The organism is Pseudomonas caspiana (genome assembly GCF_040224095.2).
GTDB classification, from domain to species: domain Bacteria; phylum Pseudomonadota; class Gammaproteobacteria; order Pseudomonadales; family Pseudomonadaceae; genus Aquipseudomonas; species Aquipseudomonas caspiana.
Genome location: NZ_CP167995.1, coordinates 1,539,894 through 1,553,822, shown reverse-complemented (window position 1 = coordinate 1,553,822; position 13,929 = coordinate 1,539,894). Strand labels below are relative to the sequence as shown.

The following is a 13,929-nucleotide window of genomic DNA, read 5'->3' as shown; positions in this document are numbered from 1 at the left end:
GCGAGCAGGTAGCCCACTCCAGGGCCATCCTTTCCCCATGTTCGTCGGCGTTGCCGACACATGCCCAGGCAGCCGAGACCTTCAAGGCTGCAAGTGCGGGAAACCGCACAGGTCGTTTCATTCCAAGGACGCGTCCGCGTCCATCAACGCCACCCACAAGGGACCTCTCCCTTGCGGGCGGGGAATCCCTTGTTTGTTCCTCAAGGAGATTTCCCATGGACCGTTCCCTCGTCAAATCCATGATGCCTTCGCTTGTCGCAGGCCATGTCCCTCGCAACGTGCGGTCGTTCAAGTACCGCGTGTTCGATGATCAGCCGCAGTCTTCGACATTGGGCTTCGCCATCGATCCCCTACCCTTCGATGGGCGCGTGGTCGTGGTGACGGACGACACCATCGTCGTCAAGCTCAAGCCCAGCGAGTTCGCTGTGCTCGATCCCAAACTGGTGACCGTCGTTCCCACCGAAGGCGCCAATGTGCATGTCCAACCCTACGCGCGGCGCCGTTTCGACGGACTGCGCGCGGACACTCCGGAAGTACGCACCGAGATGACGTCGGACGGCGTCCCCTACACCGTCAAGACGCACCTTCTTGGATCCGCGCAGGCCAAGCTTCCCATCCCCACGCCGCAGTGCATGGAGCTGGGCCAGCTCATCGAGCAACTGGAGGAAATGCCGGCGCCCGATGGCTTCCGACGCATTACCCATATGCTGGTCGATGCGGGCGCTCGCGATTTCTCCTGGGTCGATCCGAAGCCGTCCAAGATCATCGAGACGCCTCCGGCGATCACCTTCACGGTCTCGACCGCGAAGTTCGAGGGTCAGGTGAAGGTGCTGTACGACCGCGCGGGGGATACCTACGTGGTGGAGCTGCACCGAGACGGCGAATTGGTCGATCGGCATGACGAAGTGCATTTCGACATGCTCGGCGAAGTGCTAGAGCAACTCATCGACGACGGGCGTTGGCGCCTGATCGACGTGAGTGTCATCAAAGCGAAGGCGGCTCGACCACGCCAGGCGCTGCCGGCATGACGCCCCGCACCGAAGCCAGACGGTTCTTCGGCTGATCCGAGCCGCCGTCACGGCGTTACAGCCCTTCTGTCCATGTGCCCCACAGGCTCTCCATCCATTCGGGTGGAGGGCCTTTTATCTATCCGACACAGGAGATTTCAACCATGTCACTGCGATTCAAAGGCTCCGACCTGCGCCCCGTGTTGACGGAGGCGATCGCCAACCAATGCCGCGTCATCCTAGTCAAGGACCAAGGCGTGTACTTCCTTGCCGAGCACGGGGAGCGTCGCCCGGGTGGACGCGTGAAGCTGCTGGCCTATGCCGTCGGCTGCAACCCGGACACCGATCCGTTTGACAACTGGTGGGAACTGGCGCGCGACGAACTAGGCGGCGACGACTTCGCGGAGTACTTCGATCCGAAGGATGGCGTATTCAATCGCATGCTGCACTCCGCAGACGATCTGATACTGTCCGCCACCGCCACGCATCTGTCGCTGGAGGTAGTGCCTTCCGCATAGCGCGGCTTGCTGAGTCAGATTTGCGATCGAGCGGTCGGCAATGTCCCGAGTGAGCGAATATCCGGACCGGCCCAGGCATTAATGCAGTATTCCAGAAGAAAAAAGGCCCTTCACTCATTGAGTAAGGGCTTTTCTTTTCTGAATGGATTCAGAGCTATTTATCCACGCTTGAACAGGCGTTCGTGCATCCACCCATCGTTGGTCAGGATGACTGCCGCCTTGGCCTGTACATCTCCCTGAGTCTGCTCCGCAAAATTCTTATAATTGGCACGCATGACTTCCGATTTGGCCCAGTCATCTGCACCGTCCACCTTGTAGCGGTAGTTCACCTGCGACAGCTTTACGCCCATCATGTCGCTGGGTTCGGTGAAGTTGTCCACTTCCACGACGGTGTACTTGCCGGTGCAGAAGGCATCTTGTGCAGCCAGCGTGTTTGCACCGTTGGCGACGAGAAATTTCTTGCCGGTATCAGTAATTTGGTATTCGGTGGCCGGCTCCATCTTGTTGCCGAACATGGCTTTGACTTCGGTGTCTCGCTTAGTCAGCAGCCCCGCATCGACCAGCGCATCGGCGCGCTTCTTGTTCTGGCCGCCCATCATATCTTGGTTCGCCAGGGTGAACGGCAAGCCCTTTGCAGGAATCGCAGCGCACAGACCCTTCTGAGTGTCCAGGTACGCCTGGATGGCCTTGCTAAAGTTGCTCTTGTTAGCGTCTTTGGCGCTGCCGCACGCGGCAAGCGTAAGGGCAAGACTGCTAATGGCGACGATCTTGATGGCGGTATGCAAAACGAGCTTCCTCTGTAGGTTAAGACAAGCGGTTATTCATTTTGGCAACGCGATTAGGCGATGCGCGGTTCTCGGCATGGCGGGTAGCTTATAGTCGGTTTGTAGAAGCGGACGGAGCGGTCCGAGGGTGCGGTGAAGCGTCTGTACCAACTATTCCGCTCGAACGTGGGTGTTGCGCTTGAGCATCTGCATAGTAGCCATGAGTACTCAAGAATGAGGCTCACGCCGCATCACTTTACCGAAAATGTAACTGACCACAACTTTAGAAAATCCCCCAACGATGCGGGACCACACCACGTTCCAACTATTCAAGGAGCGTTTTGAATCCGAGCATCTTGCGCGGACGATTGTAGAGCCGCTGCTCAATCGACCGCAGGTGCGCATTGGTGATGGTGCTGAAATCGGTCTGTCGTGGCAAGTACTGGCGGGTCAACCCGTTGGCATTTTCGTTGCTTCCTCGCTGCTATGCGCAGCACGGATCTGCAAAATAGAAATCGCTCTGCAAGCAGGCAGCAATGAGCCGATGATCAGCGAAGCGTGCTGGTTGCGGCGCAGTTCGCGGTTGATCGTGCTGGGCGCACGCGGCACTGCGCCGGCGATGGCCCGCATCCACATACAAATTTCATATAACGCATGCAGACGGTATCGTTCTGCCAGATCCAGGCGGCGGGATGACATGGGCAACTCCACTTGGCGGTGAAGTCGTTCAGGTCTGGTCGCCTGCACCACTTCACAACCGTTGGTGTTGCGATCCACAGTTGGAGCCGCCAATTTTATTAATATTTTTCTGGTTATGTCATCTCTACCGCTGTAACTGATGTGGCAGACGTTGGTCGCCGTGGACAAAGGGAGGCGCTCGGTTACCGATTCATTGCTGCTCCACACATGAGGCCCGGCCATGCTGCCCCCATGCCTGCTGACGTTGTCAGCAACATGCCAGGCAACCATCGGTCTTCGAGGTTGCGGCGCAGTTCCCACTGCGTGACCGAGCCAGCTCGCACCGCATCCATCTGCGAGCGACCACCGGCCTGTCCGGTGGCGGATGCTTTCGCCTTATCAACCCATCGCGGGGTTACGCACCCTTCCCCGCTTGCGTGGCTTGGTGTGCCTCCGCTTTTCCCAATGGAGATCACCATGAACACCACGTCCAACGAGAAATCGTATTTCGATCTGCACATCTCGGGCATCGGCTATCTGCAACGTGCTCGTGAAGTACCCGTCAGGGGCGGCCGCCGTGCGCAGCCTTTCCTGGCATGCACCATCGCCGCGCTGGTCGGCCCCGCCAGGGACCCAAGCTACCGCTACTTCGATGTCAAGGTCTCGGGTGCCGAGGCCAAGAAGCTCGTTCAGCGCTACATCGGCGTTGACGATCCCAAGCAGCGCCCGCTGGTGCGCTTCCGCCTCGGCGACCTATGGGGCGATGCGTACATCCGCGACAAGGGCGAGCACCAGGGCAAGGCCGCAGCGTCCCTCAAGGCGCGACTGCTCAAGGCCGAGCTGATTGAACGGGACGAATTGGCTTCGATCAAACAGCACGAGCTGATCACCCGCGGCATCGGCTACCTCAACCGTCCGAAGGACGTCACCCCCAAGGATGGCGATCCGTTCCTGTCGTGCTCCATCGCCGCGCTGGCCGGACCTGTCGATGAACCGGAGTATCGGTACTTCGACACGATCGTATCCATCCCTGAAGCCGAGCATCTGGTTCGCCGATGCGTGCAGGCCATCGAAGGGGATCGCAAGGTGCTGATCGCCTTCCGTCTCAACGACATGAAGATCGATCCGTACATCCGCACCAAGGGCGAGCACGCTGGGGAACCTGCCGCGAGCCTTGAATCGACGTTGGTTCACATCGGTCTGATCAAGATCGACGGCACCCAGGTCTATCCGACGAGCCAGACGCAAGCCAAGGCGCCGCCGGCGGAGGACGCATCCGCGCCCAAAGCCGACAACGTCATCGACACGGCCGCCGACACCGTTTCCGACCAGCCTATCGAGTCCGCCGAGCGCGAGTCCGAAGGTGCAGTCGAGGAGCAGGAGCCTGCATTGGTTGCTTCGTTCTGATCCGGCTTGGCCCCTCACGGGGCCTTGCCGCTTTTTCCTAGTTTCTCAAAGGAGAGCCATCATGGCAGTCACATCGGTGCCCGATAGATCGGTATCGCCCATCGTCGTCCCAGGCCAGCTCACACTGCGCATCATCCGCGGTAAAAACGGCCCGTTCCCGGTCGGTCGCCTCTCCACACATCTTGGTGTGTTCGAGGTCAAGGACCCTGAACTAGAGCAGTACCCCGAAGGCAAATACGACGGGGAGTTCGTCATCAGGTACATTTTCCCGAAGTCCTACCCGGTCGGCGGCGGCATGCGATTTGAGATCCGCGCCAGCCTCGACGGAATGACGCTCAACGGCATCGATAAACTGAGCTGTGACGAAGCACGCAGCTTCGCCACCCATGACGTCGATCCCCTCGATGAGGAACTGGGCACGCAGCCGGTGGCAACCCCGGCCAGAGCATCCCGGCCCGCCAAACCTGCCCCCGTGCAGGCATCGGCAGACCCGCTGGTCGATACCACGCCGTTCGGTGTGGATGCGCAGCCGCTCGATACGTCTGCCGCCCCCGGCAGCACCGAAGATCCGGACGCCACGCTTTTCGGCGGGCTGTGGCCGCTGGGCGAATCTGTGAAGCTTGATTCGACCATCGACCGCCGCGCCCTGCGCGCGCAGATCGCCCGCCTTGGCGAGCTGGGTTTCGCGCTGGACTTCAAGACGCAAGAGTGGAGCCGACAGGCCGAGCTGCAACCTGCGTGATCACAAGCACCGCATCCGTGGTGTCCTTCATCCACCCGTCGGGGGTTACTTCCCCATGCGGGGAGGCTCCCGGTTTTTTTCCTGGAGGTCTCATGTCCATTATCACTTGCGATACACCCCGTTGCGCGCTGGATGAATCCGCGTGGCGGGCTCTCTGCGAGACGGCAGCCGCACAAGCCATGAAAGGTTGCGGTCTGTCTCACGACTACTACGTTGAACGCTTCAGTTCGGCAATCGACACGCAAGTTGGTCGATTGCCCGAATCACAGCGCGCACAGGCCTTGCAGATTGCTCAGAAATGGGACTACGCAACACCTGCCGCTCGGCAGGAAGCCCAGGACTGGAATGCTGAAAACGGCTACTGCTCGCATGGCATCGAACTGGGTTACTGCCCGGCCGGTTGCGATTCGTACTGAGAACTAGCACTGAGTTTCATAGCCGCACACTCGGCAGTTCGAGCCGGACTGAGCGACTTTCTTCCACCCCGTGGGGCAGTACCTGCCCCACGGGCGGTGCTGTTCCCGCTCATCCGAGGACACCACCATGTTTATAAACACTTCTTCCACCACGCTGTACCGCATTGACGAATGCCCGGACGTGATGGCCGACGCTTGCGTCGGCGATGACCAAGGCAACCTGATCTTCCTGTCGATCTGGGCGCGAGACACCGCCGTCCAGCAGTTCCTCGCTCGCCTGACCCTCGGGCGCGATGAGCAGGGACTAGACCAGTTCCACGTCATCACTGACCAGGGCGGCAGCGTCCCGATGTTCATCGGCAACGTCGATCGCCTGGAAAAGCGCGTCACGCGCGCCTATCGGCGAACGCGGTTCGGCTCTCTCTCCAACGTGTGGCTGTTCGACCGGCGCTGCGTCAAGCCCGACAAAGCCAACGCCAGCGCGCTGGCATTGCTGCCACGCGACAGCGCCCACCGGCTCGACCGCCTGTGGATGCTAGTGCGGGACACCTGCCCGTTGCCGCTGCTCGATCACTGGCGCGAGACCGTGCTGGAACTGCTGCAAACCCGCGAGATGCTGGCCCGCCTTCCGTTCGCCCTCGGGCCGCTGGAAGGCCATCGGCTCGCCATCGACGTGCCGACGCTGACTCTGGCGCTGGGCTCCCTGATCCGCAGTGATGTGCTCACCGCCTATGCCCATCCGGCCAAGATTTCTACGCCGGAAGCGGTAGCGGCTTGACCCACCCGTGGAGCACGCCTTGGCGTGGTTCCGTCATTCATCCCCGCCAACCAGGAGATTTCCATGGCCCTCATGTTCCCGCGGCTAGCCCGCAATTTCGTGAAAACCGGGTACTTCCCCACGGATGAACCCACGCTCGAAAGAGCCCTCAACGCACTGATGCCCAGCGATGGTCCGATGTGCATCCTCGATCCCTGCGCAGGCGAAGGCGTGGCGATCGCCGAAGCCGCCCATGCTCTCGGGCGCGAGCAGGCCAAGGCATTCGCTGTCGAGTTCGACGCGGAGCGGGCGCACCATGCCCGCGGCCTGGTCGATCACTGCCTGCACGCGGACCTGATGGACACGATGATTTCCAAGCAGTCCTTCGGGCTGCTCTGGCTCAACCCTCCATATGGCGACCTGTCCAAGGACGTCAACGGCAACATCGGTTACCAGGGCCAGGGCCGCGCCCGTCTCGAAAAGCTGTTCTATCAGCGAACCTTGTCGCTGGTGCAGTACGGCGGTGTGCTGGTCTTCATCGTTCCGAGCTATGTGCTCGACGCGGAGCTGGTCGGCTGGCTGACGCGTCACTACACGGACCTTCGGATCTACCGAGCAGTGGAGACGCAGTTCAAGCAGGTGGTGATCTTCGGCCGCAGGATGCGCCAGCGCGAGCAGGCGCCGGATGGCGTCAAGGCCATGCGTAATCTGCTGCTGCAGGTTGGGCTTGGCGAAGTCGAAGCCGAGGAGCTGCTAAGCGAATGGCCGTTTCTGCCTTACATCGTCCCCGCCAGTCTGGCCGAGCCGGAGCATTTTTTCCGCGTGACGATGGAGCCGGAGCAGTTCGCCGATGAGGTTGGTCGGCTCCAAGGCCTCTGGCCGTCGCTGGACACGCACCTGGGGGCCGCGCAGCAGTTGCTGCGTCCACCGGCGCGTGCTCTTTCCCACTGGCATCTCGCTCTGGCCCTGGCCGCGGGCGCGATATCCGGCGTGGTGCGTTCCAAGACAGGGCGCCTGCTCGTCGTCAAAGGTGACACCCACAAGGAAAAGACGCTCCAGAGGGAATTCACCGAACGCGACGACGGCTGCATCGCTGAAACCCGGATCCTCACCGACAAGTTCGTCCCCGTCATCCGCGCATGGGATATGACGCCTGGCTCCCCGACACGGGGCGAGGTGTTGACCATTCGCTAATCCCCGGACGCCTGACGTCCCGCTGCACTTCATCAAAGGAGAAACACCATGCTCTCACGTCTGTTCCAGCGGCGTGCGCCGCAAAAGCAACCGTTGTTCGCACCGGCCTCCTTGCAGTTGAGCGAGAAGGTGCATTGGCTGGCCCGCAGAGGCCTCATCGATCCCTTGGCTTATGTGCAGCGCCATGTGCGCGGCGATTGGGGAGAGATCGACGAGGCGACCGGCCAAGCCAACGATGTCGCACTCCAACAGGACAACCTGATGATCTCCTCCTACCGGATCACGCCGGAACTGGTGCTGATCGTCAAGACCAGCGAAGACCACCAGACCACGGTGGTCCAGCTTTCCGAAGAGCGCGACATGATCTGAAGGCAGTACATCGTCATCCCGTCCACCTGACGGAGCCACTTCACTCCGCCAGGGGGTCGTGGCTCAAAGTTTCTTCAAGGAAGAGCCCATGGCATCACATCGAATCGAAACGTACTGCCGGGAGCTGCTGTTTACCCCCGGCGCACTCGTCCTCAGCGCAGACATCGACCGCTTGGTTCGCGCGGGCTGCCTGGATCCGCTTCCGTACTTTCGTCGCCACGTCCGTGGCGACTGGGGTGATGTTACCGAGGAGCAGTGGCACGCCAACTGCATCGCACTGCAATCGGGTGCATTGCTGGAATCGCGCTACTTGGTCAGCCCTGATCTGAGCATTCGCATCGTCACCGATGAGAAACGCCATTTCACCCTCATTGTGCTGCCGTCCTAGGACTGAGCACGTTTCCCCCGCAGGCCGCCAGCGCCTGCGTTTTCCATCCACAGTCGGCCGTGTGCCGATTGAGATTGATCTTCCCACCCGGGGCATGCCATTGCCCCGCTGGGGGTGGTGCATGCCCCATTTTTTTGTGGAGCATCACCATGTCCCTCGATCTTGAATCTACTGCTGCACAAGCCACGCCCGTGCAGAGCGAACTGCTCGACGCGGAATCTTCCCCTTTGACCCTGAGCCTTCAGGATTTCGTTGGTGAGTTCGGCGACGAACTGCTCGACTCCCTCAATCGCGCCAACCCGCCGGTCTATACGGGTCAGCCGCAAACGCGCCGTCAGCTCATCGTCGCCAGCCTCAAGCGCAAACTGTTTGAGGCCCAGGCGGAAGTCGTCCATGCCGCCGCCGAGTTGCTGATCGACCGTGGCGAACGCGCCGCGATCGTCAACGGCGAGATGGGTTGCGGCAAGACGACCGTCGGCATCGCCACGGCCGCCGTTCTCAACGCCGAGGGCTACCGCCGCACCCTGGTTCTTTCGCCACCGCATTTGGTTTACAAGTGGCGGCGCGAGATCCAGGAGACAGTGGCCGGCGCCAGGGTCTGGGTACTCAACGGCCCCGACACGCTGGTCAAACTCATCAAACTGCGCGAGCAGTTGGGTGTGCAGCCCACGGGCCAGGAGTTCTTCGTCCTTGGGCGTGTGCGGATGCGGATGGGCTTCCACTGGCGGTCCGTCTTCACCCGGCGGCGCACCCGCCACGGCGACGTGGCAGCCTGCCCGGACTGCGGCCATGTCATCACAGACCTCGACGGCGAGCCGGTCAATCCGATCGAACTCGACGCCGAGGAGTACCGCAGGAAGTGCAGCCATTGCGCCGCCCCCCTGTGGACGCTGACCCGCCCGAGAAGCCTGTCCGGTAGCGACCAGTCTTCGGCCGTCCTCAAAGCCTTGAAACGGATTCCCACGATCGGGGAAGTCACCGCGCAGAAGCTCATGAAACGCTTCGGTGATGGCTTCCTCGCCTCGATGTTGGGAGACAACGTGCATGAGTTCATCAACCTCATGGACGGCAACGGTGAGCTGGTGTTTTCCGACCGCCAAGCCACCCGCATGGAACGGGCGATGGCGAATATGGAGTTCGGGTTTGGCGAAGGTGGCTACCAACCGTCCGAGTTCATCAAACGCTACCTGCCGCAAGGCACGTTCGACCTGCTCATCGCGGATGAAGCGCACGAGTACAAGAACGGCGGCAGTGCCCAGGGCCAGGCCATGGGCGTGCTGGCGGCGAAGTCGCGCAAGACGCTGCTCCTCACCGGCACCTTGATGGGCGGCTACGGCGACGACCTGTTCTACCTGCTGTTCCGCGCCCTGCCTGGGCGGATGATCGAAGACGGTTACCGCCCGTCCACGAGCGGCAGCATGGCCTCGGCCGCGATGGCGTTCATGAGGGACCACGGGGTCCTCAAGGATATTTATTCGGAAAGCACAGGTACGGCGCACAAGACCGCGAAAGGCTCGAAAGTCAGTGTCAGAACGGTCAAGGCCCCAGGTTTCGGCCCCAAGGGCGTGCTGCGCTGCATCCTGCCGTTCACGGTCTTCCTCAAGCTCAAGGACATCGGTGGCAACGTCCTGCCTCCGTATGACGAGGAGTTCCGTGAAGTCGCGATGGACACGGCACAAGTCGCGGCCTACCGCGACCTGGCGGGTCGGCTGACCGCAGAGCTGAAGCAGGCTCTGGCGCGACGCGATACGACTTTGTTGGGGGTGGTCCTCAACGTACTGCTGGCCTGGCCGGATTGCTGCTTCCGGTCGGAGACCGTGTTACATCCGCGCACGCGCGACACCTTGGCGTTCGTCCCGGCTCAGTTCCACGAGTTCGAGATCAGCCCCAAGGAGCGTGAGCTGATCGACATCTGCAAGCAGGAGAAGGCGCAGGGGCGCAAGGTCCTGACCTATACGGTCTATACCGGCAAGCGCGACACCACGTCACGCCTGAAGGTGCTGCTGGAGCAGGAAGACTTCAAGGTGGCGGTGCTGCGCGCGAGCGTAGATGCCAGCCGCCGTGAAGACTGGATCGCCGAGCAGTTGGACCGCGGCATCGATGTGCTCATCACCAACCCCGAACTCGTCAAGACGGGATTGGACCTGTTGGACTTCCCGACGATCGTGTTCATGCAGTCGGGCTACAACGTGTACTCGCTCCAGCAAGCGGCACGCCGCTCCTGGCGCATCGGGCAGAAAGAACCCGTGCGAGTGATCTATCTCGGCTACGCCGGCTCCTCGCAGATGACCTGCTTGGAGTTAATGGCCAAGAAGATCATGGTATCGCAGTCCACCTCGGGCGACGTGCCCGAATCGGGGCTGGATGTCCTGAACCAGGATGGTGATTCCGTCGAGGTCGCATTGGCCCGACAGCTTGTCGCCGCCTGACTATCTCCACTTACGGCCCTTCGGGGCCGTTTTTTTTGAACCGTTGCCGGCAAATCAGACGCGGCGTGATTCGCATTGTTTGCTGTTGTACACGTCCTTAGCGGTGATGGTGAGGGCTCGATGTTTCAGGACGCCGAGCTATGTGCCCTTCTCCACTCTGGTTTCATCATCCCGAACGCCGCCTGCTGGCGGGAATCCTCGGCCTGCTCTGTTCGGTGCTGGCTGGCGGCTGCGCGACGACCGCGACGACCGCGGCGCCGCACGCGCCCGATGCCATCGAGGAAGCCTCGCCCGCACCGGAACCCGAGGCGCCGCCGTTCATTCCGGTCGTGCGCTATGGACGCTACACCCTGGTGGAACTGGCCCCGATGGCGGCGCAGCGCGACCTGCTGCTGCAGACCGTCGATGTCTCCATGCCCGCAGATGCACGCGCCACGGTCGGCGACGGACTCCGGCACGTGCTCAAGCGCAGCGGCTACCAGCTCTGCGAGACGGCGCACGCCGTGATCGAGCTATACGCGCTGCCGCTGCCGGTGGCGCACCTGAATCTGGGCCCCATGACCTTGCGCAATGCGCTGCTCACTCTGGCCGGCACGTCCTGGGAGCTGCATGTAGATGACCGCACGCGCCAAGTCTGCTTCGAGCAGATCCACGGCGACGCTACCGCGCCGATGCCCGAACCGCCTTCCGCCGACGCGATGCAGACGTCTCCCCTCGCGGGAGGCCAATCATGAACAACGCCTCGCAGCCTTCCCGGCGAGCGACTGCCGCCGTAGTCGTGCAAAGCCTGCTCTGGCTTTGGCTGATCAGCCTGAGCGTCTTCACTGCCGTGAACTATCAAGCGATGAACGACCTGACCGACCTCAAGCAGGTCGATTCCGGCCTGCAGCGCCTCCAAGCGCAGGTCGCCGGGCTCACCGAAACCACCCAAGCCTTGCAGCAGCGGCCGGCAGCCGCAACGGCGGCAGGACTGCAAGACACCCGCCAGGCCCTGGACGCCCGCATCGCACATATCGAGCAGACACTGTTCGGTCTTGCCTCCATGGACGACCTTCAGGCGCTGCGCGCGGAGGTCGAGCAGATCAAGGCGCGCCAGACCGCTGCGCCTGTTCCGCGCGCCGCAGCACCCGCCCAGCCGCGCGCATCGGGCAAGGCCGCGGCCAAGCCCGAACCGCCGCCGCTTCCGTTCCGCGTCGTCGGTGCCGAATTGCGCGCTGGCCAGCGCAGCGTGTCCGTCGCGCCGAGCAGCGCGGACTTCACGCCCGATCAAATTCAGGTGCTGCTGCCAGGTGATGCGGTCGGCCCGTGGCGCTTGCAGGCGGTCGAGGGCAACACCGCCGTGTTCCAGGCCGGCGACCAGACCCGTCGCGTGGCGATTCCCTGACCGGAGCACACTACATGAAGCCGTCGATCATCCTTCTCGCGCTCCTACTGGCATCCGCCCAGTTGCCCGCCTGGGCGCAGCAGCCGGCCACCGCCCCGACCCGCAATGCGCAGAGCCAGGAGCGTCCGCTGGTCGCTCGAACCCCGGACGACAAGGTAGCAAGCGACTGGGGCCTGCAACCGCAAGAATGGACGCGCTATCGCGAGTTGATGGACGGGCCGCTAGGCATCTACTCGCCCAATTTGGACCCGCTGTCCGCCCTGGGTATCGAGGCCCGCACCGACGAGGAACGGCGGCGCTACGCAGAACTGCAGGTGCAAATGGAAGCGCGCCGCGTCGAGAAGCTGCTTGCCTATCAACGTGTCTACGACGAAGCCTGGCAGCGCCTGAACCCCGGCATGCAACGGGTGAACCTGCCTGACGACAAGCCCCGCGCCGGCGCAGTGCGCGGAAGCGGCCGCATGGCAGTGTTCGTCAAGGACGGCTGCGCCGCATGCGGGCAGCTCGTGCAACGCCTGCAAACTTCGGGCACCGAGTTCGATCTGTACATGGTCGGCAGCCGACAGGACGACGCGCGTATCCGCGACTGGGCCAAGCGCGCGCAGATCGATCCAGCACGAGTGCGCAGCGGCAGCATCACGCTCAACCACGACGGCGGCCGCTGGCTGTCACTGGGCCTAACCGGTGATCTGCCGGCCGCCGTGCGCGAGGTGAACGGTCAATGGCAGCGTCAGCCGTAGCCGCTATGCCCGTCTTGCCGCACCTGCGTGCAGTGGTGCTAGCTGCGGGCCTGTACGCCTGCGCCGCCCAGGCCCAGGAGATGCCGCCGCCGGCCTACCAGATTGCCGCGCAGAGCGCCGGCATTCCTTCGCCGGTGCTCTACGCCGTGGCCTTGCAGGAGAGCGGCATCCGGCGCCACGGGCGCGTCGTCCCATGGCCGTGGTCCCTCAACATCGCCGGCCAATCGCGCCGCTATGCGACCCGCGCCGACGCCTGCGCCGGTTTGCAGCAAGCCATGCGCTCCACGCCGCACACGCGCATCGACGCGGGCCTGGGCCAGATTAACCTCGGCTACCACCAGCAGCGCTACGCCAGCGCGTGCGACTTGCTCGACCCGTACCGCAATCTCGCCATCGCCGCCGAGATCCTGCAAGAGCAGCACACCCCAGGCGAAAACTGGCTGGTGGCGATCGGCCGCTACCACCGCCCCGCCGGTGGCGAGCCCGCAGCCCGCTATCGGCGCAGCGTGTCCCGCCACCTCGCGCGCGTGCAGGGCAAGCGCCCAACCGCCGCAGTCCTCGCCGCGTGGCAGGAGACCTCCCCATGACGAAATCCCATCTGGCCCATCTCGCGGCGAAGGGCCTGCTCGTGCTGTTGGCGGGTCTGCCGCTGGCCTCGCACGCCGGTGAGCCGTTGATCGTCGTCGAGGACGGTGGCGGCACCTCGGCGCTGCCGTACTACGAAGCCCTGAATCTCCAACCGCGTGTCAACTCCCCTGCCCGACCGCAGATCCCGACGCCCCAGGTTCCCGCCACACCCGCAGACGAGGCCGCGATGCTGCCGGTGCGCAGCGCCAAGCTCACGCCCGGTACCGTTGCGCGGCGGGTGATTGAGGCACCAGACCTTCGGCCTTTCGTGGTCGTCGGCGACGACAAGGCCTCCCAAGACTGGCTGCGGCGCAATGCGGCCTCGTTGCACGAGCGCGGCGCGGTCGGCCTGGTGGTCAATGTCGAGACCGTGCAGGCATTGGCGCGGCTACGCGCATTAGCTCCCGGCGTGCAAATGGCCCCCGTGGCAGGCGACGACCTGGCAGAGCGCTTGGGCCTGCGGCACTACCCGGCGCTGATCACCGCCACCAGCATCGAGCAATGAAGCC

Annotated in this window: 16 protein-coding genes and 2 pseudogenes; 15 read left to right on the top strand and 3 right to left on the bottom strand. The window is 62.9% G+C overall.

Annotation, left to right across the window (positions count from 1 at the left end; genetic code table 11):
• The first annotated feature begins 215 nt into the window (after window positions 1-215).
• Window positions 216-1,028: a hypothetical protein gene (locus tag ABRP31_RS07010; protein ID WP_024420136.1), complete on the top strand. Its 813-nt coding sequence runs from the start codon at window positions 216-218 to the stop codon at window positions 1,026-1,028.
• A 143-nt stretch (window positions 1,029-1,171) separates the two neighbouring features.
• Window positions 1,172-1,525 (top strand): DUF3085 domain-containing protein, encoded by a 354-nt coding sequence (locus ABRP31_RS07005; RefSeq protein WP_011269728.1) that lies wholly within the window; start codon window positions 1,172-1,174, stop codon window positions 1,523-1,525.
• Window positions 1,526-1,683: 158 nt separating this feature from the next.
• Here ABRP31_RS07005 and ABRP31_RS07000 read toward each other — a convergent pair whose 3' ends face one another.
• The 3 genes and pseudogenes from ABRP31_RS07000 to ABRP31_RS06990 all read right to left on the bottom strand — a co-directional run.
• A complete protein-coding gene (locus ABRP31_RS07000; RefSeq protein WP_015471960.1) occupies window positions 1,684-2,310 on the bottom strand; it encodes a hypothetical protein in 627 nt (208 codons plus the stop codon).
• Between the two features lie 304 nt (window positions 2,311-2,614).
• Window positions 2,615-2,848: pseudogene (locus tag ABRP31_RS06995) on the bottom strand (IS30 family transposase); the annotation flags it as partial.
• A gap of 17 nt (window positions 2,849-2,865) precedes the next feature.
• Window positions 2,866-2,988 (bottom strand): annotated as a pseudogene (locus tag ABRP31_RS06990) (helix-turn-helix domain-containing protein); the annotation flags it as partial.
• Window positions 2,989-3,444: 456 nt separating this feature from the next.
• Between ABRP31_RS06990 and ABRP31_RS06985 the strand changes: the two are divergent.
• The 13 genes from ABRP31_RS06985 (at window position 3,445) to ABRP31_RS06925 (ending at window position 13,925) form a co-directional block, all read left to right on the top strand.
• Window positions 3,445-4,374, top strand: a complete 930-nt coding sequence (locus ABRP31_RS06985; protein ID WP_104552409.1) for a DUF3577 domain-containing protein — start codon at window positions 3,445-3,447, stop codon at window positions 4,372-4,374.
• 61 nt (window positions 4,375-4,435) lie between these two features.
• Complete coding sequence (locus tag ABRP31_RS06980) at window positions 4,436-5,116, top strand: DUF3275 family protein (RefSeq protein WP_011269725.1); 681 nt, start codon at window positions 4,436-4,438, stop codon at window positions 5,114-5,116.
• Window positions 5,117-5,208: 92 nt separating this feature from the next.
• Entirely contained in the window at window positions 5,209-5,532 is a 324-nt protein-coding gene (locus ABRP31_RS06975) for a hypothetical protein (protein WP_011269724.1), read from the top strand.
• Between the two features lie 127 nt (window positions 5,533-5,659).
• Window positions 5,660-6,310, top strand: coding sequence for a hypothetical protein (locus ABRP31_RS06970; RefSeq protein ID WP_011269723.1), 651 nt, complete (start codon window positions 5,660-5,662; stop codon window positions 6,308-6,310).
• A 39-nt stretch (window positions 6,311-6,349) separates the two neighbouring features.
• On the top strand, window positions 6,350-7,483 hold the full coding sequence (locus ABRP31_RS06965) for a DUF6094 domain-containing protein (RefSeq protein WP_258077705.1): 1,134 nt from the start codon (window positions 6,350-6,352) through the stop codon (window positions 7,481-7,483).
• Window positions 7,484-7,531: 48 nt separating this feature from the next.
• Window positions 7,532-7,852 carry a hypothetical protein gene (locus tag ABRP31_RS06960; RefSeq protein ID WP_015471964.1) on the top strand — a complete coding sequence of 107 codons (321 nt, stop codon included), beginning with the start codon at window positions 7,532-7,534 and terminating at the stop codon, window positions 7,850-7,852.
• 88 nt (window positions 7,853-7,940) lie between these two features.
• The gene (locus ABRP31_RS06955; RefSeq protein WP_042825931.1) at window positions 7,941-8,240 is read left to right on the top strand and encodes a hypothetical protein; all 300 of its coding nucleotides are present in this window, start codon (window positions 7,941-7,943) and stop codon (window positions 8,238-8,240) included.
• 149 nt (window positions 8,241-8,389) lie between these two features.
• Window positions 8,390-10,669, top strand: a complete 2,280-nt coding sequence (locus ABRP31_RS06950; RefSeq protein WP_349812202.1) for a helicase-related protein — start codon at window positions 8,390-8,392, stop codon at window positions 10,667-10,669.
• 140 nt (window positions 10,670-10,809) lie between these two features.
• Window positions 10,810-11,403 carry a PilL N-terminal domain-containing protein gene (locus ABRP31_RS06945; protein WP_233403203.1) on the top strand — a complete coding sequence of 198 codons (594 nt, stop codon included), beginning with the start codon at window positions 10,810-10,812 and terminating at the stop codon, window positions 11,401-11,403.
• Window positions 11,400-12,053 (top strand): hypothetical protein, encoded by a 654-nt coding sequence (locus tag ABRP31_RS06940; protein ID WP_349973357.1) that lies wholly within the window; start codon window positions 11,400-11,402, stop codon window positions 12,051-12,053. Before ABRP31_RS06945 ends, ABRP31_RS06940 begins: the two co-directional genes overlap by 4 nt.
• A gap of 14 nt (window positions 12,054-12,067) precedes the next feature.
• Entirely contained in the window at window positions 12,068-12,793 is a 726-nt protein-coding gene (locus tag ABRP31_RS06935; protein ID WP_108350240.1) for a TIGR03759 family integrating conjugative element protein, read from the top strand.
• The gene (locus tag ABRP31_RS06930; RefSeq protein WP_104552531.1) at window positions 12,775-13,380 is read left to right on the top strand and encodes a transglycosylase SLT domain-containing protein; all 606 of its coding nucleotides are present in this window, start codon (window positions 12,775-12,777) and stop codon (window positions 13,378-13,380) included. The genes ABRP31_RS06935 and ABRP31_RS06930 overlap by 19 nt, the downstream gene beginning before the upstream one ends.
• Window positions 13,377-13,925: an integrating conjugative element protein gene (locus tag ABRP31_RS06925; protein WP_012438497.1), complete on the top strand. Its 549-nt coding sequence runs from the start codon at window positions 13,377-13,379 to the stop codon at window positions 13,923-13,925. The genes ABRP31_RS06930 and ABRP31_RS06925 overlap by 4 nt, the downstream gene beginning before the upstream one ends.
• The last annotated feature ends 4 nt before the right edge of the window (window positions 13,926-13,929 follow it).

Coding starts and splice junctions, on each gene's coding strand:
- ABRP31_RS07010 (WP_024420136.1), top strand. CDS start 216: ATGGACCGTTCCCTCGTCAAATCCATGATGCCTTCGCTTGTCGCAGGC.
- ABRP31_RS07005 (WP_011269728.1), top strand. CDS start 1,172: ATGTCACTGCGATTCAAAGGCTCCGACCTGCGCCCCGTGTTGACGGAG.
- ABRP31_RS06985 (WP_104552409.1), top strand. CDS start 3,445: ATGAACACCACGTCCAACGAGAAATCGTATTTCGATCTGCACATCTCG.
- ABRP31_RS06980 (WP_011269725.1), top strand. CDS start 4,436: ATGGCAGTCACATCGGTGCCCGATAGATCGGTATCGCCCATCGTCGTC.
- ABRP31_RS06975 (WP_011269724.1), top strand. CDS start 5,209: ATGTCCATTATCACTTGCGATACACCCCGTTGCGCGCTGGATGAATCC.
- ABRP31_RS06970 (WP_011269723.1), top strand. CDS start 5,660: ATGTTTATAAACACTTCTTCCACCACGCTGTACCGCATTGACGAATGC.
- ABRP31_RS06960 (WP_015471964.1), top strand. CDS start 7,532: ATGCTCTCACGTCTGTTCCAGCGGCGTGCGCCGCAAAAGCAACCGTTG.
- ABRP31_RS06955 (WP_042825931.1), top strand. CDS start 7,941: ATGGCATCACATCGAATCGAAACGTACTGCCGGGAGCTGCTGTTTACC.
- ABRP31_RS06950 (WP_349812202.1), top strand. CDS start 8,390: ATGTCCCTCGATCTTGAATCTACTGCTGCACAAGCCACGCCCGTGCAG.
- ABRP31_RS06945 (WP_233403203.1), top strand. CDS start 10,810: ATGTGCCCTTCTCCACTCTGGTTTCATCATCCCGAACGCCGCCTGCTG.
- ABRP31_RS06940 (WP_349973357.1), top strand. CDS start 11,400: ATGAACAACGCCTCGCAGCCTTCCCGGCGAGCGACTGCCGCCGTAGTC.
- ABRP31_RS06935 (WP_108350240.1), top strand. CDS start 12,068: ATGAAGCCGTCGATCATCCTTCTCGCGCTCCTACTGGCATCCGCCCAG.
- ABRP31_RS06930 (WP_104552531.1), top strand. CDS start 12,775: ATGGCAGCGTCAGCCGTAGCCGCTATGCCCGTCTTGCCGCACCTGCGT.
- ABRP31_RS06925 (WP_012438497.1), top strand. CDS start 13,377: ATGACGAAATCCCATCTGGCCCATCTCGCGGCGAAGGGCCTGCTCGTG.